Annotated in this window: 20 protein-coding genes; 2 read left to right on the forward strand and 18 right to left on the reverse strand. The window is 39.3% G+C overall.

Annotation, left to right across the window (positions count from 1 at the left end; genetic code table 11):
- Positions 1-37: 37 nt before the first annotated feature.
- The 9 genes from BN1206_RS08605 to glpK form a co-directional block, all read right to left on the reverse strand.
- Positions 38-1,144, reverse strand: a complete 1,107-nt coding sequence (locus BN1206_RS08605; protein WP_013438716.1) for an ABC transporter ATP-binding protein — start codon at positions 1,142-1,144, stop codon at positions 38-40.
- 22 nt (positions 1,145-1,166) lie between these two features.
- Positions 1,167-1,832 carry a beta-phosphoglucomutase gene (gene pgmB, locus BN1206_RS08610; protein WP_013438717.1) on the reverse strand — a complete coding sequence of 222 codons (666 nt, stop codon included), beginning with the start codon at positions 1,830-1,832 and terminating at the stop codon, positions 1,167-1,169.
- Positions 1,825-4,089, reverse strand: a complete 2,265-nt coding sequence (locus BN1206_RS08615) for a glycoside hydrolase family 65 protein (protein WP_013438718.1) — start codon at positions 4,087-4,089, stop codon at positions 1,825-1,827. The genes pgmB and BN1206_RS08615 overlap by 8 nt, the downstream gene beginning before the upstream one ends.
- Before the next feature lie 176 nt (positions 4,090-4,265).
- Positions 4,266-5,987 carry a glycoside hydrolase family 13 protein gene (locus tag BN1206_RS08620; RefSeq protein WP_013438719.1) on the reverse strand — a complete coding sequence of 574 codons (1,722 nt, stop codon included), beginning with the start codon at positions 5,985-5,987 and terminating at the stop codon, positions 4,266-4,268.
- A gap of 3 nt (positions 5,988-5,990) precedes the next feature.
- The gene (locus BN1206_RS08625) at positions 5,991-7,649 is read right to left on the reverse strand and encodes an alpha-glucosidase (RefSeq protein WP_014566219.1); all 1,659 of its coding nucleotides are present in this window, start codon (positions 7,647-7,649) and stop codon (positions 5,991-5,993) included.
- 126 nt (positions 7,650-7,775) lie between these two features.
- Positions 7,776-8,954, reverse strand: coding sequence for an acetate/propionate family kinase (locus BN1206_RS08630; protein ID WP_014566220.1), 1,179 nt, complete (start codon positions 8,952-8,954; stop codon positions 7,776-7,778).
- Between the two features lie 134 nt (positions 8,955-9,088).
- Complete coding sequence (locus tag BN1206_RS08635) at positions 9,089-10,039, reverse strand: LacI family DNA-binding transcriptional regulator (RefSeq protein ID WP_013438722.1); 951 nt, start codon at positions 10,037-10,039, stop codon at positions 9,089-9,091.
- 7 nt (positions 10,040-10,046) lie between these two features.
- Positions 10,047-10,820 (reverse strand): tyrosine-protein phosphatase, encoded by a 774-nt coding sequence (locus BN1206_RS08640; protein ID WP_052543261.1) that lies wholly within the window; start codon positions 10,818-10,820, stop codon positions 10,047-10,049.
- Between the two features lie 85 nt (positions 10,821-10,905).
- Entirely contained in the window at positions 10,906-12,408 is a 1,503-nt protein-coding gene (glpK, locus tag BN1206_RS08645; RefSeq protein WP_052543262.1) for a glycerol kinase GlpK, read from the reverse strand.
- Between the two features lie 123 nt (positions 12,409-12,531).
- Here glpK and thiD point away from each other — a divergent pair, with 123 nt between their 5' ends.
- Positions 12,532-13,350, forward strand: coding sequence for a bifunctional hydroxymethylpyrimidine kinase/phosphomethylpyrimidine kinase (thiD, locus tag BN1206_RS08650; protein WP_013642547.1), 819 nt, complete (start codon positions 12,532-12,534; stop codon positions 13,348-13,350).
- A 31-nt stretch (positions 13,351-13,381) separates the two neighbouring features.
- Here the strand turns inward: thiD and BN1206_RS08655 are convergent, their stop codons facing one another.
- Positions 13,382-14,662: an ATP-binding protein gene (locus tag BN1206_RS08655; RefSeq protein WP_013438726.1), complete on the reverse strand. Its 1,281-nt coding sequence runs from the start codon at positions 14,660-14,662 to the stop codon at positions 13,382-13,384.
- Positions 14,663-14,876: 214 nt separating this feature from the next.
- On the opposite strand from BN1206_RS08655, the gene BN1206_RS08660 reads away from it, so the two are divergent.
- Positions 14,877-15,563, forward strand: a complete 687-nt coding sequence (locus BN1206_RS08660) for a type 1 glutamine amidotransferase (protein ID WP_013438727.1) — start codon at positions 14,877-14,879, stop codon at positions 15,561-15,563.
- Between the two features lie 329 nt (positions 15,564-15,892).
- Here the strand turns inward: BN1206_RS08660 and BN1206_RS08665 are convergent, their stop codons facing one another.
- The 8 genes from BN1206_RS08665 to BN1206_RS08705 form a co-directional block, all read right to left on the reverse strand.
- The gene (locus BN1206_RS08665) at positions 15,893-16,378 is read right to left on the reverse strand and encodes a C40 family peptidase (RefSeq protein WP_013438728.1); all 486 of its coding nucleotides are present in this window, start codon (positions 16,376-16,378) and stop codon (positions 15,893-15,895) included.
- Between the two features lie 600 nt (positions 16,379-16,978).
- Positions 16,979-17,899, reverse strand: a complete 921-nt coding sequence (locus tag BN1206_RS08675) for an EamA family transporter (RefSeq protein WP_013642549.1) — start codon at positions 17,897-17,899, stop codon at positions 16,979-16,981.
- The gene (locus BN1206_RS08680) at positions 17,892-18,812 is read right to left on the reverse strand and encodes a DMT family transporter (protein ID WP_046433930.1); all 921 of its coding nucleotides are present in this window, start codon (positions 18,810-18,812) and stop codon (positions 17,892-17,894) included. The genes BN1206_RS08675 and BN1206_RS08680 overlap by 8 nt, the downstream gene beginning before the upstream one ends.
- A 98-nt stretch (positions 18,813-18,910) precedes the next feature.
- Positions 18,911-19,552 carry a hypothetical protein gene (locus BN1206_RS08685; RefSeq protein ID WP_046433932.1) on the reverse strand — a complete coding sequence of 214 codons (642 nt, stop codon included), beginning with the start codon at positions 19,550-19,552 and terminating at the stop codon, positions 18,911-18,913.
- Between the two features lie 261 nt (positions 19,553-19,813).
- Entirely contained in the window at positions 19,814-20,305 is a 492-nt protein-coding gene (locus BN1206_RS08690) for a hypothetical protein (protein ID WP_013642551.1), read from the reverse strand.
- 93 nt (positions 20,306-20,398) lie between these two features.
- Positions 20,399-20,758 (reverse strand): hypothetical protein, encoded by a 360-nt coding sequence (locus tag BN1206_RS08695; RefSeq protein ID WP_013438734.1) that lies wholly within the window; start codon positions 20,756-20,758, stop codon positions 20,399-20,401.
- A gap of 86 nt (positions 20,759-20,844) precedes the next feature.
- Positions 20,845-22,140 (reverse strand): adenylosuccinate lyase, encoded by a 1,296-nt coding sequence (gene purB, locus BN1206_RS08700; RefSeq protein WP_013438735.1) that lies wholly within the window; start codon positions 22,138-22,140, stop codon positions 20,845-20,847.
- A 3-nt stretch (positions 22,141-22,143) separates the two neighbouring features.
- On the reverse strand, positions 22,144-22,795 hold a 652-nt coding region (locus BN1206_RS08705; protein ID WP_197072926.1), incomplete at its 5' end, for an adenylosuccinate synthetase.

Genomic DNA, 22,795 nt, shown 5'->3' on the forward strand with positions numbered 1-22,795 from the left:
CTTTGCTACATATGGTTGTAAGCTTTAATAAATTAAATTAGTTAACGATAGCCTTTGTGGTGTCCTTGTCAAAGAAGTGAGCCTTGTTAACATCGAAACCCATCTTGACCATGTCACCTGGCTTGTGATAATCACGTGAATTTACAATAGCAGTAAATTCAGTACCATCGACTTCTTGGTGAAGTTGGATGGTTGCACCCAAAAGTTCTGAAACAACAACCTTTGATTCAATTACTGAGTCTGGCCAAGTTTCCATAAACGCTTCTTCTGAGTGGATGTCTTCTGGACGAATACCGAAGACCAAATCTTTATCGTTGTAGCCCTTTTCGTTGAGCATCTTTGCTTTACCTTCAGGGATACCGATGTTCAAACCTTTACCGTCTGAAATACGGCCGTCCTTGTAGTGAACATTGAAGAAGTTCATTTGAGGGGAACCAATGAATCCAGCAACGAACATGTTAACTGGCTTGTTGTAAACCTCAAGTGGTGAACCGATTTGTTCAACATGACCAACAGACATAACAACAACTCTGTCAGCCAAGGTCATAGCTTCAGTCTGGTCGTGGGTAACGTAAATAGTTGTAGTACCCAATTCTTGGTGAAGCTTGGCAATTTCGGTACGCATTGTTACACGAAGTTTAGCATCAAGGTTTGATAAAGGTTCGTCCATTAAGAAGATAGGTGCGGCACGAACGATCGCACGTCCTAATGCAACACGCTGTCTTTGACCACCTGACAAAGCACCTGGTTTCTTGTCCAAGTATTCTTCTAGGCCAAGCATCTTAGCTGCATCTTTAACCTTCTTGTCAATGACATCCTTAGGTGTGTGACGCAACTTAAGTCCGAAGGCCATGTTGTCGTAAATGGTCATATGTGGATACAAAGCGTAGTTCTGGAAAACCATAGCAATGTGTCTATCCTTTGGAGCGACATCGTTCATTACCTTGTGATCAATTTCCAAAGTACCTTTACTGATGTCTTCCAAACCAGCAACCATTCTTAATGTAGTTGACTTACCACAACCAGACGGTCCAACGAAAACGATGAACTCCTTATCTTTAATATGTAAGTCAAAGTCATTTACAGAATACTTATCGTTTCCTTCGTATTTCTTGTAAATATGGTTTAAATCAACCTCAACCATTGTTTCCCCTACTCTCTAACTTTTATTCTTTTTCTTCAAAAACTTTTTCAATTTCACTAAGCTTAAGATCAGCAGTTGTTGGAACGATGTAGTCAGCTTCCTTTAAAAGCTCTTTATCGCCAATGCCGACTGCAAATTGATGAGCAGCCTTAATTGCTTCAACACCGGCCTTAGCATCTTCGAAGCTGATCACTTCGTTTGCCTTTAAACCAGCAATTTCTTGCGCCTTGATATAAATTTCTGGATCTGGCTTACCATGGTGAAGAGTTGCTGGATCAACGATTCCATCAAATTCATCCATGATGCCTAATCTAGTTAAAATCTTAGGTGCATTCTTTGAAGCAGAAGCAATTACCATCTTTAAGTTTTGCTTCTTGGCATCTGCTAATAATTCAGGAATACCAGGCAAGATGTCCTTTGGCGTCATTGTTTCAACTTGTTCAACAAACTTAGCGTTCTTTTCTGCAGCGAATTTTTCTTTTTCTGCTTCAGTGTATTTGTCTTCTTGACCGCCGTATTTCAAGATCAAGTTAAGTGAATCCATTCTTGAAATACCACGTAAGCTATCAAGTTGAGCATCCGTTAAGGTAATGCCTAATTCCTTAGCTAAATTGTTCCAAGCTGTAAGGTGAAACTTAGCTGAGTTGGTTAAAACACCATCTAAATCGAATAACAATCCTTTAAGCATTTGTAGTTTCACCTTCTTTAAGAGTAACTTTCTTATCATGGACTAAGACATCAATGTCTTCGCCCTTAAGCAAAGTAAGCTTAGTTCCTTCATGATCAACATAAACTTCGATCAAACGACCGCGGTAGTTAATCTTAAAGCTGTAGTGATCCCAGCCTTCAGGAACAAATGGGTTGAACTTCAATTGATCGTGGTCGTAACGCATACCTGCGAAGCCTTGAACAATTGCAAGCCATGAACCACTCATTGAAGTGATGTGCAAACCATCAACGGTATCGTTGTTGTAGTTATCAAGGTCAAGACGAGCAGTTCTTTGGTAAAGCTCAACAGCCTTCTTTTGCTTGCCAAGTTCAGCAGCTAAGATTGAGTGAATACATGGTGAAAGTGAACTTTCGTGAACTGTTAATGGTTCGTAGAAGTCGAAGTTCTTTTCCTTTTGTTCCATCGTGTATTCATCGTTCAAGAAGTAGATACCTTGTAAAACATCGGCTTGCTTGATGAATGGTGATCTTAAGATCTTGTCCCATGACCAGTGTTGGTTAATTGGGCGTTGATCTTCGATTTCGCTAACTGGACGAATGTCCTTGTCTAAGAAGTCATCTTGTTGTAAGAAGATGCCGCGTTCCTTATCTTCTGGTAAGTACATCTTGTCTACAATGTCTTGCCATTTAGCTTTTTCTTCATCAGTTACGTGAACTCTTTCTTGAGCTTCCTTAGTGGCAAGTGGCAAGCGTTCCAAAGTATATTTAAGGAGCCATCTTGCCATAGTGTTGGTGAACCAGTTGTTGTTGACGTTGTTTTCGTATTCGTTTGGACCCGTTACACCGTGCATTACGTACTTGTTACGCCACTTTGACCAGTGAACTCTAGCTGCCCAGAATCTTGCGGTACCAACTAAGACGTCCATACCTTCGTTCTTAACGTAGCTGTCGTCGCCAGTGTAATCAGTGTACATAGCAATTGCGTGAGGAATGTCCGCATTTCTGTGGATTTCTTCAAAGGTGATTTCCCATTCGTTGTGACATTCAATACCGTTGAAGGTAACCATTGGGAATAATGCACCTGGCAAACCTTGTTCCTTAGCGTTATGGTAAGCACCTGGCAATTGATCGTGACGATATTGAAGAAGTGCTCTTGTAACGCTTGGCTTGGTTACGGCTAAGTACATTGGAACGATGTAAGCTTCAGTGTCCCAGTAAGTAGCACCACCGTACTTTTCACCGGTAAAGCCTTTAGGACCAACGTTCAAGCGCTTGTCTTCGCCGTAATAAGTCATGAATAATTGACAAATATTGAAACGAATACCTTGTTGAGCTGCATCATCGCCGGCAATTTCAACATCACTGGTTTCCCAGCGCTTCTTCCAAGCTTCGGTATGATCTGCTAAGTTTTCATCGAAGCTCTTTGCTTGAAGTTTCTTCATTAAGTTGTCAGCTACAGCAGCTTGATCCTTGTCTTCAACGTCACGGCTAGTTACAACAATGACATCTTTTTCAAGTTCGTAACTTTCGTTTTCGTTTAAGTCTACTGAAAACTTTTCGCTTAATTTTGCATCTTCAGTAGTAACGTCGCCGTTAACCGTTTCACCGTTATGACGTAAGCTTTCTTTAAGCAAAACAGTGAATTGTGGAACGTCATAAGGATTTGCCTTAGTTTTAACTTGGATGCTCTTTTCATCCTTGTCTTCGCCAAGTGGAATCCAGAAGCGATCACCGTAGTTACTGTCTTCGTTAACAACAGTACCGTCTAAAGTTGAATCAAAATCAATCTTTGCGTGACCTTCAAGTACAGTCGCTTTAACTTTGATCAAAGCAGCTTCTTTTTGAATGATGTGAAGGAAACGTTCAAATTCAAATTTTACTTTAACGTCCTTGCCTTCATAAACAAAGCTTCTTGTAAGAAGGCCTTGGTGCATATCGAGTGCTAATTCAAAATCGTCAAATTTTACTTTAGCTAAGTCGACCTTTTCACCATTTACTGTAATTCCAATTCCGATAAAGCTTGGTGCGTTAGGGGTCTTACCAAAGTATTTTGGATAACCGTTCTTCCACCAACCAACTACAGTTTTGTCTGGGAACCAAACACCAGCTAAGTATGTACCTTGAAGACTGTCACCTGAGTAACCTTCTTCAAAGTTTCCTCTCATACCCATGTAGTCATTACCGATTGCAGTCATACTTTCTTGCAATCTTTTATCTTTTGGATCGAAGTTATGGGTAATTACCTTCCAAGGGTCAATTTCAAAAATTCGTTTCATAAATTACATATCTCCCGCAAATTATTGATGTGCTCTTTTGTTTACGCTTTCATTATCCTTGAATTGAAAGCGGTTTACAATATCAAAACGCATGTTACCGGTATCAGAATTAATTAATCAAAAAAGAAGGCAGAACTTAATCTACCTTCTTTTAGATTGCTTATTAAAAGTAACTTTTAACGAACCTCGACTACAAAGCCCTTTGGAGCTAATTCGCCATTTTCATAATTTTGACTAAATGCATTTTCACAAGAAATTTTTACATTCTTTTTTGTGGTATTAAAGTAGGCATGAATCTGTTCTTTGCCTGCTCGATCGACTTCAATTAAGCCATCTTCTGTTACGTATAACTTAATTTGGCCTTTACCAAAGGTTTCATCATGCTTTAAACGGAATTCAATCAAGCTGTGAACTCTTTGCCATACTGGGCCATCTTCTTTTGACCAGTCCATTGGCTTACGACAATCTGGATCGTTGCCGCCGGACATGCCCATTTCAGTACCGTAGTAAATACATGGACTACCCTTTTGCATAAATTCAAAAGCAAGAGCTTGTAATGCCAAGTCTTGATCACCATTAGCCACAGTTAAAATTCTGGCTGTGTCGTGCGAATCAAGCATGTTCATCATGCCGGCATTGGTTTCATCCCTGTACTTCATCAATTGGTCGGTCAATCTTCTAGTCAATTGCGTAGCAGTCAACTTGTTCTTAAAGAAGTGATCTTCGATCTGCAAAGTGTAAGGGTAGTTCATAACGCCAGTGAATTCATCGCCGTTAAGCCATGGACGTGCTGAGTGCCAAATTTCACCTACAACATAGAAGTCTGGCTTAATGTCGGTAACTGCCTTGTGGAATTTCTTCCAGAAGTGGTGGTCTACTTCGTTAGCCACATCAAGGCGCCATGCATCAATATCAAAGTATTTTACCCAGTAGGTTGCGATTTCAAGCAAGAAATCTTGCACTTCTGGATTAGCAGTGTTCAATTTTGGCATGTGCTTTTCAAAAGCAAAGGTATCAAATTGTGGGTCACCTTCACCCTTCAATGGATCATGATATGGTTCAACTGGATACTTATTAATGTGGAACCAGTTAGCAAAACGTGAACTTGGGCCATTCTTGACTACATCTTGCCATTGCATTGACTTGTCACCCAAGTGGTTGAATACCGCGTCAAGCATAACCTTCATGCCGCGAGCGTGAGCTTCATTAACCACCTTGGCAAACAAATCTTTATCACCGAATTCTGGGTCAACTTGTAAGTAGTCGATTGTGTCGTACTTGTGGTTTGAACCAGCCTTAAAAATAGGACAGAAGTACAAGCCGTTAACGCCCAACTTCTTAAGGTAGTCTAAGTGGTCAAGCACACCTTGTAAGTCACCGCCGTAGTAGTCTTCACGGCCAGGATGATCGGATGGGTTCCATGGCTTTACATTCTTTGGGTCGTTAGACTTGTCGCCGTTAGCAAAACGTTCAGGGAAGATTTGATACCAAACGGTATGCTTAACCCATTCAGGTGTTTTAACCATATCGATTTCATGACAATATGGAATCTTAAAGTATGATCCGTCTTTATTAACTGCGGCTTCGATGTCGCTGCTGATAGCACGATCACCGTAAACTACGCTGGTACCATCTTTACCAATAACCTCGAAGGTGTACTTTAAACGGTGAAATGGTGCTTCAAGCGTAGCACCCCAGTGATCTTCTACTTGTCCTTCGCCGATTTTATCCATTTCAATCGTTTTTGCGTATTTCAGTGGCAAATAGTTATCGCAGTAGTGAACAATTACCTTTTCAACATCGCCCTTTGCACTGTGAAAACGAACGCGAACGTGCTTAGGATCAATTACAAAACTATCTTCACTCTCACTTCGGTGCTTTAAAGCAGCTAATTGCATATTTTAATTCTCCTTTTTCAACACAACGCCTGCATAAGGCATCAAGGTTAATACTCCGTCAGTTAATTTGTATTCTCCGGCTTTCAAAACTTCTGTAGTATAGCCAGCAGGAAGCTTGATCTTCGTCTTTTTATCACTTAATGAAACAGCTACGATGGCACTTTCATCGTTTAAGTCTCTTTGATATACGTAACTGTTTTTATCAGTTGAGATCATGTAGTAAGTGCCGTCTTGGAACAAAGCTTCTCTCTTAAGTTCCAACATATCTTTATAGAAAGTAAACATGCTGCCATCGGCGTTAACTTCGCTAGCTACCGTAGCATCATTTTGACTAGTTCCGTTTATCCATGGTGTTCCTTCGGTAAAGCCGTGATTCTTAGTGTCATTCCATGGCATTGGACCACGAGCTGGCAATTTATGCGTGTCGCTAACCATGGCTAAAGCCTTGTCTTTGCCGATGACTTTTTCTGCATCCTTAAGCCAAGGGCCAACAGTTTGATCTTCAAATTGATCAACGTTATCAAAGTGCAGGTTCTTCAAGCCAAGCTCTTCACCGTAATAGATAACTGGAATTCCGCGTTGCAAATACATCAACATAGCCAAACTCTTAGCCTGCGTTTGTGTCTTAGCAACTCTAGTCGCAATTCTAGCCATATCATGGTTATTCCAGTACAAAGTTGGTTGAGATACACCAGCTAAAGTTTGTTGCCAAACAACTTGGTTTTGCTTAAAGGCTGTCATATCAAGATCTTTAGGTTGGTATTGGGCTGAAAAACGCTTGTCGACATTTGAATCATCTTCAGTGAAGTAGCGGAATGTGATTACGCTATCCATTAAATGATTACGTTTTGAAGTATAATCAACGGCCAAGTTGACACTTGCACTGGCAGCTTCACCTAACAGCAATGCATCAGGATAATCTTGCTTGATTTGTTCACAGAATGGTCTCATCCACTCTTGCACTTGTGGTAAGTTGGCAAAGAACGGCTCTGCGACAACTGGCTCGGTATTGCCATCAACAGTAGGATAGTTTTGTCTTAAATCAGCCTTGCCGATGTGAATAAAGGCATCAAGACGTAAACCATCAATCCCCTTCTTAAGCCAGAATTCAGCCACTTCAAGCATTGCGTGACGTACTTCAGGGTTCTTCCAGTTAAGGTCTGGCATGCGCTTGTCAAACAAGTGGAAATATGATTGACCGGTTCCAGCTGGATCTGGTTCCCATACGCTGCCACCAAAGAATGATCCCCAGTTGTTAGGACGCTTATTGTCGTGCCCAGCGAAAATATAGTAATCACGATACAGGCTATCTGGATTCTTAATTGCATCTTGGAACCAAGGATGTTGATCTGAAGTGTGGTTCAAAACGAAGTCCATGATGAGATGGATGCCTGCTTTGTGTAAGTCCTTAATTAAGTTCTCCATGTCTTCCATCGTCCCCATGTGAGGATCGATAGCAAAGTAATTTGAGACATCATAACCGTTGTCTACTTGAGGCGAAACGAAAATAGGATTCAGCCACACTGCGTTGATGCCCAAATTCTTTAAATATGGGATACGTTTGCGAATACCGTTAAGATCGCCGATACCGTCATCGTTGCTATCTTGGAAAGACTTAGGATAAATTTGATAAATAATTGCGTGATCGTACCAATGTGCCATAATTTTTCCTCCATACATATTTTAGTTGATTGAAGAAACCGTTTTCAACACATAGTGATATGTTAGCGGTATCAAAAAAGTGCATCCCTGTTTGGGGATGCACTCATTGTCTAGCAATATTTTTTGTTAACGTGTCAAACGGATGACTTCGCGAGCAATCATCAACTCTTCGTTTGTTGGCACAACCAAAGCCTTTACCTTTGAATCCGGCATTGAAATAAACTTCTCACCGTTAGTTCTGTTAGCCTTGTAGTCTGGTTTTAAACCTAAGTACTTCAAGTATGACATTACACCAGCACGAACGCCTGAATCGTGTTCACCAACACCGGCAGTAAACACAATACCGTCAACGCCGTCCATTTCTGCGGCATATGCACCAACATAACGAACAACACGGTTAATAAAGATACGACGAGCAAGCTTAGCTCTCTTTTCCTTGCTTTCGATCAAGTCACGCATGTCAGATGAAATGCCTGAGATACCAAGCAAACCAGATTCATGGTTAAGCATATCAACGGCATCATCAATTGACATACCTGTTTTATGCATCAATTGTTGCAAAGCAGATGGGTCAAAGTCACCGCTACGCGTACCCATTGTTACACCAGTCAAAGGACTGAAGCCCATTGAAGTATCGAAGGACTTGCCGTTTTTAACTGCAGTAACTGAAGCACCTGAACCCAAGTGACAAACAATTAACTTAACGATGTTAGGGTTCTTGCCCATCATTCTGGCAGCACGGCGAGCTACATATTCAACTGAAATACCGTGTGCACCATACTTACGGATGCTGTCTTCTTTGTAATACTTATAAGGAATTGAATAAAGGTAATGAATTGGGTCAAGACTTGTATGATATGAAGTATCAAATACAGCTACTTGTGGCACGCTAGGAATAGTTTCCATGAAAGCCTTGATACCTGTAGCTTCAGGGATATTGTGCAATGGTGCCAAGTCACCCAAGTCAAAGATTTGTTGGAGTTTCTTTTGGTCAATCAGGGCTGAATCCTTGAAGATTTCACCACCGTTAACGACTCTGTGGCCTACACCAGCAAATTCTTTTAAGTCTTTAACTACATTGAATTTCTTCAAATCATCCATTAATAATTTAACGGCTGCAGCTTGGTTAGGAATTGCTGTGTTTTTGATGTACTCTTTACCATTGCTAAGTTTAATCTTAAATACCGCATTTTCCATTCCTACACGATCAGCCATACCTGAAGCGATTACTCTTTCATCTGGAAAAGAAAATAACTTGTATTTAAAAGATGAACTACCTGAATTAATTGCTAAAACTTTTTTCATAACCTGACCTCTGTTTCCGAATTGATTCTCTATAACTTATCTCTTAGTTTTAAGTATAGCGCTTTCATTTGCGATATGAAAAGATTTTTCAAATCAAAAAATGCACACGACTTGTGTCAAATGTGCATTTCCATCTATCTAGTTGTTTGTCGTCTAACTAATTTAGGCTTAAACATAATCTCGCCTTGGGGTGAACCTGATTGGGCGATCTTTTGCAAAAGCATCTTGGCCAGCATTTCGCCCATTTCAAAAATTGGCTGCTTAATCGTGGTCAATTTAGGATTTGAAACTTGGTCCAAGAAGACGCCATCAAAGCCGATTACACCAAAATCTTCTGGAATTCGTGCGCCTTGGCTCTGCAATGTCCGCACAACACCAATTGCAATACGGTCACTAGCACAGATAAAACAGGTATCCTTTTTGAACTCCTTAAAGTGTTCACGAACAACTTTTTCTGCCACGTGACTGTGGTTGGCCACACGATAAATCTGCGGAATTAATTGGTGTTGCTGCAGCGTGTTAATATAGCCGGCTTCACGTGAGTATTCAAAAGGTTCCTTAATATCGATCCCGATAAAAATAATGTGCTTATACAGGCGATCTAAGGCATACTGCGTGGCCATTTTTTCTGCCATTTGATTATCGCTATCAACGAAATCATAGCCGCGGTGATTTTCACCAAATAAAACAAATGGCTTATCCAGCTTATCAAACATGTCATAGTTTTTGTTACGCGCACCAGTAATCAAATAGCCATCGGCACGGCCCTTTTCAATCTGATCAGGATCCGTTACCAGTTGCATCGCATATTGCTTGGAGTTCAAACCACGGGCAAAGCCGAATAGCAGGTTCATGTAATAAGGTTCTGTTGTATCGATATCTTCTAGTGTAACGAACTTAACCACGTTAGAACGATTATTGACTAAAGCCTGCGCGATAGAATTTGGATGATAGTTTAAAGACTCCATCGCCTTTTCAACCATGACACGCAATTCTGGCGTTACTTGTTCAGGGTGGTTGATTACCCTTGATACCGTCATTTTGGAGACGTTTGCTTCTTTAGCTACATCAGATAAAGTTGTCATTTTGTTCCTATTCTAAGTACATCTTTCTAAATCTATCTAGATCTTTTTGACTAAAACCAAGCTCTCGCTTGAAAAAGTTGTCAAAGCTGCCCCAACCTTTGCGAATTGTTTCGGTAATACCACGGATGGCTGGGCCTTCACCCTTGGTCAAATTCATTTTGGAAACGAGTTTGGCAATTTGATTTTCATCAGGATATTGCTTAGAAACGGCAAAATCGTAAAGTTCATTAGTCAACAGATAATCTTGTGCGATCGTGTCATCGTCAACACCGAGGGCGGTCAAGATTAAAGCTGATGTCATACCGGTTCGGTCCTTGCCGGCACTGCAGTGATAGACAAGGGCATCTTCTTCAGGCAGTTCAATTAATTCCGCAAAAATTTTGGCAAATTCTTCTTGGCTGTGTGAGTTAAGTAGAACCTGCTGGTAAATTTTACCTAGGAAATTATCACCCATGTCAGGAATGTGGTGAATAAAGCGAAAGAGCTTATTATCACCTTTATTTTCCTTAGGATTATCCGAATAAATATGGGCGTCTACATATCTAACACCTGGCCAGTGTTTATCTGGTGCAGCATTTTGTTCATAGGTAGAACGCAAATCGATATCTACAACAATGCGGCGATCAGCTAGTTTTTGTTCATCTTCTTTTGATAAAGAACTAAGCGAATCGGAACGATAAATTTTATTCCACTTTACATGCTGGCCTTTATTATTTTTGTAGCCGCCAATATCTCTAAAGTTAAGTGGCCCATCTAAAGCTACTATTCTATCGTGCTCCATGCGTCTCGCCTTCCTTGTGAAAGAATTAATATACTACTTTTATTATACAAAAAAAGAGCTGATTACTGTCAACTCAAATTCATATTTATTCACCATGAGCAAAAACGCGTGTAGCCTTGATTGCACGCTGCCAGCCATTATATAGCTTCTCTCGTTCTAGGTCACCCATCTTAGGCTCAAATGCCTGACCAATAGTGAAGACATGCTTCAATTCATCAATATTTTTCCAATAGCCAACTGCAAGACCGGCTAAAAATGCGGCACCCATACTGGTTGTTTCGAGCACCTTGGTTCGTTCAATCTTTTTACCCAAAATATCTGCTTGGAATTGCATCAAATAGTTATTGTTACTTGCACCACCGTCAACGCGAAGGGATGGAATATCGATACCGGAATCTTTTTGCATCGTATCAACTACATCCCTAGTTTGATAGGCCAGTGATTGCAACGTTGCTTTAATCATATCTTTGTCAGTAGTTCCACGTGTAACACCGAAAATTGCACCACGTGCTTCCGCATCCCAATATGGTGCGCCAAGTCCCGTAAATGCAGGCACGACATAGACTTCATTTTTGGAAGTTGACTCATATGCTGCCTTTTCAGAATCAAGAGCATTCTTAATTAGTTTCATCGAATCACACAGCCACTGAATTGCACTACCTGCCACAAAGATTGAACCTTCTAAGGCGTAAGTAATCTTGCCGTTGATGCCATAACCAATCGTCGTCAGTAAATTATTGTTAGACGTGGTTGGTTTATCGCCAGTGTTCATCACGATAAAGGCACCTGTTCCATAAGTGTTTTTCACCATGCCAGGTTTTAAAGCAAGCTGACCAAACAAAGCAGCTTGTTGGTCCCCTGCCATTCCGGCAATTGGCACTTCTCCACCAAAGAACATGTAAGTAGCCGTCTTGCCATAAACTTCAGAGTTAGAACGCACCTCTGGTAACATTTGCTCTGGAATATTGAGCAGCTTCAAAATATCTTTATCCCACTTAAGGGTATGAATGTTAAAGAGCATGGTTCTTGAAGCATTGGTGTAGTCAGTCACATGTTTTTGTCCATCAGTCAATTTCCAGACCAACCAGCTATCGATTGTTCCAAATAAAAGCTTGCCCTGCTCCGCCTTTTCTTGCGCACCTGGCACATGATCAAGAATCCAGCGAATCTTAGTTGCGCTGAAATATGGGTCGATAATTAACCCAGTCTTTTCTCTGATCTTTTCACCATAACTTTCTTTCTTCAGCTTTTCGGCTAATTCAGTTGTTTGACGTGATTGCCACACAACTGCGTGATAAATTGGTTCACCGGTTTCTTTATCCCAAACTACGGTAGTTTCACGTTGGTTAGTAATTCCGATAGCGGCAATTTGTCCTGGCCAAATACCTGATTGAATAAAAGCATTGGCAATTGTAGTCTGCACTGCCATCCAAATTTCATTGGCATCGTGTTCTACCCAGCCTGGTTCAGGAAAGTATTGTTTAATTTCTTTTTGAGCTGAGGCAATTTCTTTTCCATCATGATCAAAAATAATTGCCCTAGTTGAAGTCGTTCCTTCATCAATAGATAAAATATATTTTTCTTTCATATTAATTTTTCCTATCAAAAGCGCTTTCTTATTAGTTTACTTTTTTTGGAGTGCAGATTCTAGCGGATGTCTAATTAATTGCGTTATAATTTTTGGTGAATAACAAATAAGAGAGGCCTTCAAATGACAGATAAAAATCCAAAAATTGCAGTAACTATCGCTGGTAATGACAGTGATGGTAGCGCAGGGATGCCTGCAGACTTACATTCATTTTATGCACGTGGCGTTTACGGCATGGGATTATTAACTGCTGCCGTTGCGGGAAATACAACGGGAATTTATGCAGCTGAAGTAATGCCACTTGATTTCATTCAAAAACAATTCGACGTTTTAGCAGATGATTTTACTATCAATGCTGCTAAAACTGGGATGGTTGCCGATTCCAAAGTGATGAACGTAGTTGCCGACAACCTTGAAAAATATGATTTCGGTAAAATTGTCATCGATCCCGTGATTTCTACTAAACACGGCAATACTTTAATGGACGATGATTCTTACAACACCTTTATCAAGCGTCTGGTGCCACTTGCTGATATCATTACGCCTAATTTCTATGAACAAAGAAAATTAACCGGTCTTGAATTAAACGACCTAGACGAGGTTAAGAAAGGCGCTAAAATGTTGCAAGACATGGGTGCCAAGAACGTTTTGATGAAGGGTCGTCATGACGGTAACCCAACTGAAGTAACTGATATTTTGCTGACTGAAGATGGCAAATTCCATGCCTTCCCTAAGCCATACTTTAAGACTGACCGCGTAAACGGTACTGGTGATACTTTATCCGCAGTCATTGCCGCTGAACTTGCTAAAGGCAACGATTTAATTGATAGTGTAAAAATTGCTAAGGACTTCACCTATGAAGCAATTTCACATCCAATTGATGTTGGTTCAAAATGGGGTCCAATCAATCACTTGGCTGCACAAAATAATGAGAATGAATAAAAGCTAGAGCATTTCGCTCTAGCTTTATTTATTAGTTTTTCAGCAAAAATTTGTATACAGGTATTACTTGAATTTCACAGTCACCTACTTGAATTTCATCCTCATCTTCAGCTGTGACTATTATCAAATCTTTTATCTCCGGATTAGTTTGATGCAATTTAACTAGATTGCCAATCTCTCTTTTTTTATCAGTCTCTGAAAGTTCCCATGTTACCTGAATTGCTTTGCTATGTTCTGGTAAATAAAAATCGATATCAATCTTTGTCTTAGCCGACTTAAGAAAGTAAACATCATCCTTATATTTATTATGAAGAACAATAGCTACAACATTTTCTAGAAGTGTGGCATTTTTATCAAACAAGAATAGATTCAAAATTCCATTATCAGTAAAGTAATATTTGGGGCTTGCTTTTCTCTCAGCAAATCTGGCAACATAGTTTTCAATATCAAAAATAAGATAGGCTTCTTTAGCATAGTCAAGATAATCAATTATAGTTTCGGGACTTACCTTCTTTTCGTTTTCACGATGGCCAATTTGTGTCAATAATTTTGCCAGACGATTATATGTAACATCTTGCATCACAGATTCAGATAATTTCTTTATTAAATTCCGTAATACTTCAGGTGAACGAACACCATTTTTGTAAACTACATCCCTGAGTAGCACATTATTATAAATATTGTTTAGGTAATCTCTTTTTTCGATGGCATTAATAGTCTCAGGTAAACCACCATCTTTTAAATAAGCATTCATAGCACCACGTATTTGGCCATTCAATGCAGTGGTATACAGCGCCTCTTCATCATGACGAATATTTTTAGCTGTTAGATATTCTCTAAAATTGAATGGGGCAATATATTTAATCATGTAGCGGCCTCCCAAATGAGTTTGAATATCTCCACTTAACATCTTGGCATTACTACCGGTTATATAAACATACTGTTTTTCATCAGCCATTCGTCGAGCAAAATATTCCCAACCATCAATATTTTGAATTTCATCAAAAAAGTAATAATGTTTTTTAGGTGTTATTTCATTAGCCGTAAGTACAATGTCATTGAAATCATTTACTGTAAAATCTAATAGACGTTCATCTTCAAAATTTACATAAATGATTTGATCCCAATCAACACCATTTTTAACTAAATCTTGTGCTACTTTATAAAGAAGTGTGGATTTTCCTGCTCTTCTTAAACCTACAAGGACATAATTGAAATTCGGATCAAACGAGTATTCACGCGGTATTATTTTAGCCTCTCTAATAATTTGCCGTTGCCCATAAATAATTCCTTTTAATAGACTTGTTTTCATTTTTTATTCCTCATAATGTACAAATATACTTATATTTGTCTTTATTATATTATATCTGAAAGATTTTCCACAGAAGTTTCGATTATATCTGAAACTTTTAGCATATTTTTATCAGTTATAACTGAAACATAATTTCAAGATCTTTTATCGCCAAATCTTCTTGATTTACGTTATACTAAGTACATAAATTTCTAGCAAATTAAGGGAAGATAAAATGAGCGACAAATTAATCAAAATTGCATATCTTTACGAAGATTTGATGAACACCTACGGCGATTCCGGCGATGTTAAGATTCTTAGCTTCTTACTCAAACGTGAAGGCTATGACACCCAAGTTGATAATATCTCACTTGGCGACGACTTCAACGCTTTTGACTACGACTTCGTATTCTTCGGTGGTGGCCAAGACTTCGAACAAACTGTGGTTGCTAAAGATTTACCTAGACACAAAGAAACGCTTGAAAAATACATCAACAGTGACAAGCCAATGCTCTGCATCTGCGGTGGCTACCAACTTATGGGTAGCTACTACAAGACCAACTCTGGTGTAACCATCCCAGGACTCGATATTTTGCCATTACACACCGTCTTCAAATCAGACAAGAGAATGATCGGTGATACTCGTTACATGACCGAATGGGGCGAAGTTAAGGCTTTTGAAAACCACTCAGGTCAAACTTACTTCGACAACAAAGACAAGTTGCATCCCCTTGGTGACATGATCGAAGGCTATGGCAACAACCCACAAGACCACGTCGAAGGTTTACGTTACCGCAACTTTATCGGTTCATACTCACACGGCCCACTTCTTAAAAACACTAATGTAGCAAATGCCATCGTTAACATGATTTTGGATTGGCACAAGCAACGTATTAGCGAAAAAGAAACAGTAGCTGAATAAACAGAATGCCATTAACACCTACTGTTAATGGTATTTTTTATTTAGAGGTATAAGCAATGACCAGCCTAATTGTATTTATTGCTGTTACGATCATAGCAAGCTAGCAATGATTACCTTGATCGTCCTTACATGGATATTTTTATTCTTCCCTTTTACATTAGATTGGAGCACTTACATCACCTTAGTAATAGTACGGATTCCTTTCACAATTGTGTGGTGGTTATTAATCATGCTGGGGATATACATTGATATCAAAAGATAAAAATAAAACAAAAATATCGACCGGATTATTTCCGATCGATATTTTCTTTTAGGCTTATTTTGTCAAATTAGTTTAATACACGCTTAGCTGCTGATGGGTAAAAGTATGAACTCAAAGTTTGCTCAACCACACCTTGACCTGGTGTTGCAGCGTGAACATACTTATTGTTACCAATATAAATACCTACGTGGTATGGAGATGAGGTTGAGCCCCAGAACAACAAGTCACCCTTCTTAAGGTTCTTCATTGAAACGCTCTTCCCCTTGTTAACTTGAGTGTAAGTAGTTCTAGGTAAAGTCTTGTTAGCGGCTTTTTTGTAAACGTATTGGGTTAAGCCTGAGCAGTCAAATGCGGATGGACCAGTAGCACCGTAAACGTAACGCTTACCAACTTGTTTTTTAGCAAGATCGGCAACTGCTTCACGTTTTTCTGTAGTGCTTTGCTCTGCTGCGTGCACAGTTTGTGTTTGGTTAGGAACATTAATAAATGAAATTCCTGTAAAGAATACTGATAAAACTGCGGCAAACTTAACTAAATTACGTCTAAAACTCAATTGATATTTCTCCTTAAATGCTTTTTATCTTTCGACGCTTTATATATTACCTGAGAAATATTACAACTATGTTTTAAAAGTAATACTATCAAATTAAGCAAAATTACAGGAAATGTCTTATTTTGTAATTTTGATAAGAAAGAGCTTATGTTTCTTTGCTCAACTTGAAAAATTTTTCACTTTTTTATATGCTTGTAACATTGATTACAGGAGTTGAGTAAAAACTATGGAGAAAATAGACAGTTATGCACGACATTTTTTAATACTGATAGCCTTAATTCTGGGCCTTTCACTAGTTTCAGAATTTCGTGATCTATCATCTTACGCCCCATCAATGATCAACCTAGCCTGCCTATCTATCGCAACCGCCTGCACCTTCGCTTCAGGAATTACTTTACAATTTAAAAGACTAAATATTGTAACTATTATCCTAGCAGCCATCTTAATTTCGATCTCCGTCTTCTTTTGGATCGAATTTTCTTCTCTTGCCTTAATCACCAGCATCTTCATTGTCTATGGCATTATTACATTACTTGTCTGTTTAACTAATTTAATTTTTTACAAAAAAAGAGAGGTTGAATAAACCTCTCTTCTTTATTTTCATTCATGAACTTTATTTTTCTTCTTTTGTTTTGGCGTCAAATTCAAAGCCATTGCAGCTACGACAACCAGGATTGAACCTACCCAATCCATTGGCATCATCACAAGGCCGAAGCATAAAACTGAACCGACCGTGGCAGAGAATGGTTCAAATGCGTCAAGCAAACTGGCTGTAGACGGAATAACGTAAAGCAAAGCATTGGTCATAATCTGGAATGGAATAATCGTTCCAATGATAATTACAACACTGGTATAGAGCCAAACTGCTGGTTTATTCGGGATTGCTTGAAATTGCGGATGAATTATTACCAAACTAATCCCGGCGAAAAGCATCCCCCAGCCCGTTACAACCATGCTGGATACTCTTTTAACAATATTAACTGGGATTAAAGTATATGTTGCTTCACCTGCTGCTGAAAGCAGACCCCAGAATAATGCGACTGGCGTAATAGCCAAATGATCAAACTGGCCATGTGTCGATAGTAAAAAGACACCAATAAAAGCCGCAATCGCAGCCAAGATATCCAATCTACGCATTACTTGCTTATGAGTAAAGGCCAAATATCCTAATACGAAAAACGGGCCGATGAACTGCAAAATTGTAGCGATTGAAGCGTTAGCTACCTGAATACACATGAAATAGAATAATTGCACGGGTAATAATCCGAAAATGCCATAAGCAAAAATTACTAAGGCATCATGCTTATTCTTTAATGTAGCAATTGGCTTTTGCTTCAGTGCTCCTGCTAAAAGCAAAAGTACGATTCCTGAAATAATCAACCGAATTTGGGTTAACCACATCGGCGTGATTTTAGCACTAATATTGAATAAACCTTTTGCAAAAAGACCTGAGATTCCCCACATGACAGCAGCGAGTGCTGCTAGTAAAGTCCACAGTCTACGTGTTTTTGGATCAAACATTATTCAATTTTCCTTTTTTCTTTCTTGGAGAAATGTTCAAAGCCATTGCAGCTACAACAACCAAGATTGAACCAATCCAGTCCATTGGCGTCATTACTAAGCCAAAGCAGAGAACTGAACCAACTGTGGCAGAGAATGGTTCAAATGCATCAAGCAAACTTGCCGTAGAAGCCTTGATGAAACGCAATGAGTTGGTCATCAGCTGGAACGGAATCAAAGTACCAATTACAATTACGACTGCCACATCAAACCAAACGTGTGGCGTATTAGGAATATGCGGCATCCGTGGGTGAACGATCATCAAGCAGATTCCTGCAGATAAAAGGCCCCAACCTGTAACGACTAAGCTTGAGACGCGTTTTAAAACGCCGATTGGAATCAAGGTGTTAGTCGTTACACCAACGGCTGAAAGCAAGCCCCAGAATAAAACGCTTGGCGTAATGGCGAAATGATTGAAACGGCCGTGCGTTGCAAGCAAAACAACCCCAATAAAGGCACAGATCGCTGCAATCACATCAATCCGGCGCATTACTTGTTTATGCGTAAAGGCTAAATATGCCATTACGAAAAATGGACCGATGAACTGTAAAATTGTGGCAATTGAAGCGTTAGCTTGTTGCACAACGATAAAGTAAAATAATTGCACGGGTAATAAACCAAAAATACCGTAAGCAATAATTACCCAAGCATCATGTTTATTCTTCATCGTGGCGATTGGCTTTTGCTTTAAAAATCCAGCTACGATCAACAAGATAATACCAGATGTGACCATTCTGATTTGTGAAAGCCACATTGGCGTGATGGACGGACTCGTATTAAATAAGCTCTTGGCAAATAAACCTGAGATTCCCCACATGACGCAGGCTAAGGCAGCCAAGAATGCCCAAAGACGACGTTGTTTTTGTGTAACCATTCTTCTTAATCCTCATCAATAAACTAGCAACTTATATAATAACAAAAACGGACTAGCTTGAACTAGTCCGTTAATTTTTTATTCATTTTAATTTTCAGCTATAGCTTAGCTTGGTAAGAAAGTACGATTGCACTAACACTACCGACAATTCCTACAATAGAAGCTGTCATCATTTCGGGTTGAATAAGCAAAACTGCCAACAAGAAAATGATTGCTAAACCAGCGGAAACGCGCATCGTCTTGTTACTTGCGAAAATAATAGCGATAAAGACTATTGCTAGCAAGATTACACAAGCAAAATCGCCGTAAAGTGACGCATTCTCAAGCGTAGTCGCGTGTTGGATTTTTAATGGTGCATTCAAAATATCGTCCCAGAGTTTACGTCCAAATGCAATGTCTGCTGCTACGTTTACCCAGAAAGTAACTATTTCGAAAAATCTGATAAAGAATAAACGATTAAGACGAATGCTAGTGATCGTTTCCCATAATGTATCACGCTTTTTAAAGCTGACAGCTGAATCACCTTTATCGAAGATCCAACCGACTAATAAATAAATGAAAATTGCTATCCCTTGAAATACTACTAAATGCATGAAAACAGAAAAGTTAAAAACTAGTGTCAACATCAGAATTACTACATAAACGAATTCTGAGATCAACAATATTCTCTTCCATTTACGACTATGTAACCAATGATTAAGCTCTTGCTTGTTCATGTGGTCGTCCATTTGTCCATTCATATTCTCACTCTTTTTTAATTCCTTGTCTAATTTAACTAGAATTATATCCCTTCTTTTCGATTTGTCCATCATTTTTTCTAAAAAATAAAAAGGCGTAAAATCTCTATATTTTCGCCTTTTCTACGTGTTATTTTCAACTATATATACATTTTTAATGACTTAATTTAAGTATTTAAATCCAGATATATACATCTGATAGCTCAATATTTATTCTCATTTTGTTCTAATTGTGTTTCTTAAACAAATACATAGCTATATTTTCTAAAAAATTTCTTCATCTTCATTATCTAAATTGAAGAAAATTACATTAGGTGCTGGTGTAGTCTTTCCAGTTCGTTTATCATACTTACCGCCAAAATATTCATAACGAAATTTTCCTTTACCAAATGGATCTTCACGGCATAAAAACACAACATAAGCTGCCTTGAATTCTTCTTCAGGGCAATCCAATCTACCGAAGATAATTTCTTCCTGATAGCCATTAGCCACTTCAAGAATGTTTTCACCTGCTCGTTGTGAACCTACTTGGATTATCAAACCATACTTGCTGCGTTTTGCATCCCATGCGATTACGTGAACCACTGCTCGTTCTCCCAAAGCATTTCTGTTCACGTCATCAAGCGATTGCACTTCTTTGATATCAAGCTCTGGAAACAATCGCTGCACCGCAGAAAGTAATTTATCATTATACTTCTTCAAAATTCCAGCGGTTAAATGGTCCACCATCTCTGCCGACAGTTCGTTGTTTAACATAATAAAACCTCATTCCAAAAAAAGTAGTAGAGTTTTTACCCTCTACTATTTATTACGCAAAAAGGGTGCGAAATTTTTTCGGAATTTGTTTTTTTAGTCTTCTTTTCTAAAAAATGGACTCAACACTGAAACTAACAAGCCATAAATAAAGTACCAACGATAAATATTAGCTAAATCTTGATTTTGCACCCAGAGAATTAGAGCAATTACTGTTAAAACTGCTCCCAAGAAAATAGTTGAGCCTAAATTTTTATCTGTAAAGAAACTAGCTCCAGCACCTAATGAAATTAATGCAATCAAACTGTAGATTACGACAATAACTGGACCCTTAGTTTGAACATCTACGTCAAGTAAAGTGGCATCAGTGAATAACTGCCAAACAAGAAAACCCGCTAGGGCAATACCAGCAAGCAATACGATTAATCTAACAACAAATGAACCAAATTTTTTCATGATATTTTCCCTCTAACATGTTCCCATTGTACCAAAAAAGCGCTTGGAATTTCTCCAAACGCTTCTTTAATTAGGTATTTTATCAATTAGTCTAAACCACACTTCTTGAAGATTTCGTCCACATGACGCAAGTGATAGTGATAATCAAAGGCATCATCAACGTCTTCTTTAGAAAGGTAGTTCATAATTTCGCTATTTTCTACTAGAGGTTTAAATTGTTTTTGCTCGTTCCATGACTTAGCAGTCAACTTTTGAACCATATCATAGGCCTTTTCACGAGAAAGTCCTGCTTCGTCAATCAACTTAAGAAGCACACGTTGTGAGTAAATCAAACCGTAGGTACGATCCATGTTCTTGAGCATAGTTTCTGGGAAGACATCCAAGTTGCTCAAAATACGGTTGAAGCGGTGCAACATGTAGTCGATACCGATTGTGGTATCAGGCAAAATTACACGTTCAGCACTTGAGTGAGAAATATCACGTTCGTGCCAAAGGGCAACATCTTCATAAGCTGTAACGACATGACCACGCAATACCCGGGCCATACCACAAAGGTTTTCTGAACCAATTGGGTTACGCTTGTGAGGCATTGCGGAAGAACCCTTTTGACCTGCACGGAAGTGTTCTTCAACTTCATGAATTTCGCTTCTTTGCAAACCACGAATTTCGGTAGCCCAGTTTTCAATACTTGTAGCGATCAAGGCAAGCATTGCGATGTATTCTGCGTGCAAATCACGTGGCAATACTTGGCTGGTGATTGGTTGTTGCGTTAAACCGAGTTGCTTCATAACACTGGTTTCGATCTCAGGTGGAACGTTAGCAAAAGTACCAACAGCACCAGAAATTTTACCTGATTCTACCCCTTTGGCTGCGTGTTCGAAACGTTCAATATCACGGTTGATTTCGGCATACCAGCGAGCGAGCTTCAAACCAAAAGTAGTAGGTTCAGCTTGCACACCGTGAGTACGACCCATTTCAACAGTGTACTTATATTTTCTAGCCTTTTCCGCAATGGTCTCTTTTAATTCATGCAAATCTTTTCTGATAATGTTGTCAGCTTGCTTAAGTAAAAGTCCTTGAGCAGTATCAACAACGTCAGTAGAAGTAAGACCGAAGTGAACCCACTTCTTTTCAGGTCCAAGGCTTTCAGAAACTGTACGAGTAAAGGCAACAACGTCGTGGTGCGTTACTTGCTCAAGTTCTGCCACACGTTCTGCAGTAAATGATGCATTCTTAGCAATCTTTTCTGCATCTTCCTTAGGCACTTCGCCTTGTTCAGCCCATGCTCTAGTAGCAGCAATTTCTACTTCAAGCCAAGCTGCGTATCTATTTTCATCAGTCCAAATTTTGCCCATTTCGGGACGAGTATAACGATTAATCATAAATTACATTTCCCATGGATTCTTCAATACGATAGTTTGTTCACGGTCAGGACCAACTGAAACAGTAACAAGTGGTACACCGACCAATTCTGAAACACGATTCAAGAACTTCTTAGCATTTTCTGGAAGAGCATCCCAAGTCTTAACTTGAGTAATATCTTCATCCCATGCTGGAAGTTCTTCATAAACAGGTTTACAACGGTAAAGTTCCTTCAAACTTGCTGGGTAGTAATCAATCTTCTTACCATCAAGTTCGTAAGCAGTAGCAATCTTAATCTTGTCAAAGCCTGAGAAGACATCAAGCAAGTTCAAGCTTAAGCCGTTAATGCCTGACACACGCTTAGCGTGACGAAGGGCAACGGAGTCGAACCAACCAACACGACGTGGACGACCGGTAACAGTACCGTATTCATGAGCAGTGTCACGAATTCTGTCACCAACTTCATCAAGAAGTTCAGTTGGGAATGGACCTTCACCAACACGAGTGGTGTAAGCCTTGCAGACACCGATTACAGTGTTCAAACGGTTAGCACCCATACCAATACCTGAGCAGATACCGCCTGAGATAGTGTTTGATGAAGTTACGTATGGGTAAGTACCTTCGTCAATATCAAGCATAGTACCTTGTGCACCTTCAAAGAGGACCTTTTCGCCG

The organism is Lactobacillus sp. OTU4228 (genome assembly GCF_001006945.1).
GTDB lineage: Bacteria > Bacillota > Bacilli > Lactobacillales > Lactobacillaceae > Lactobacillus > Lactobacillus amylovorus.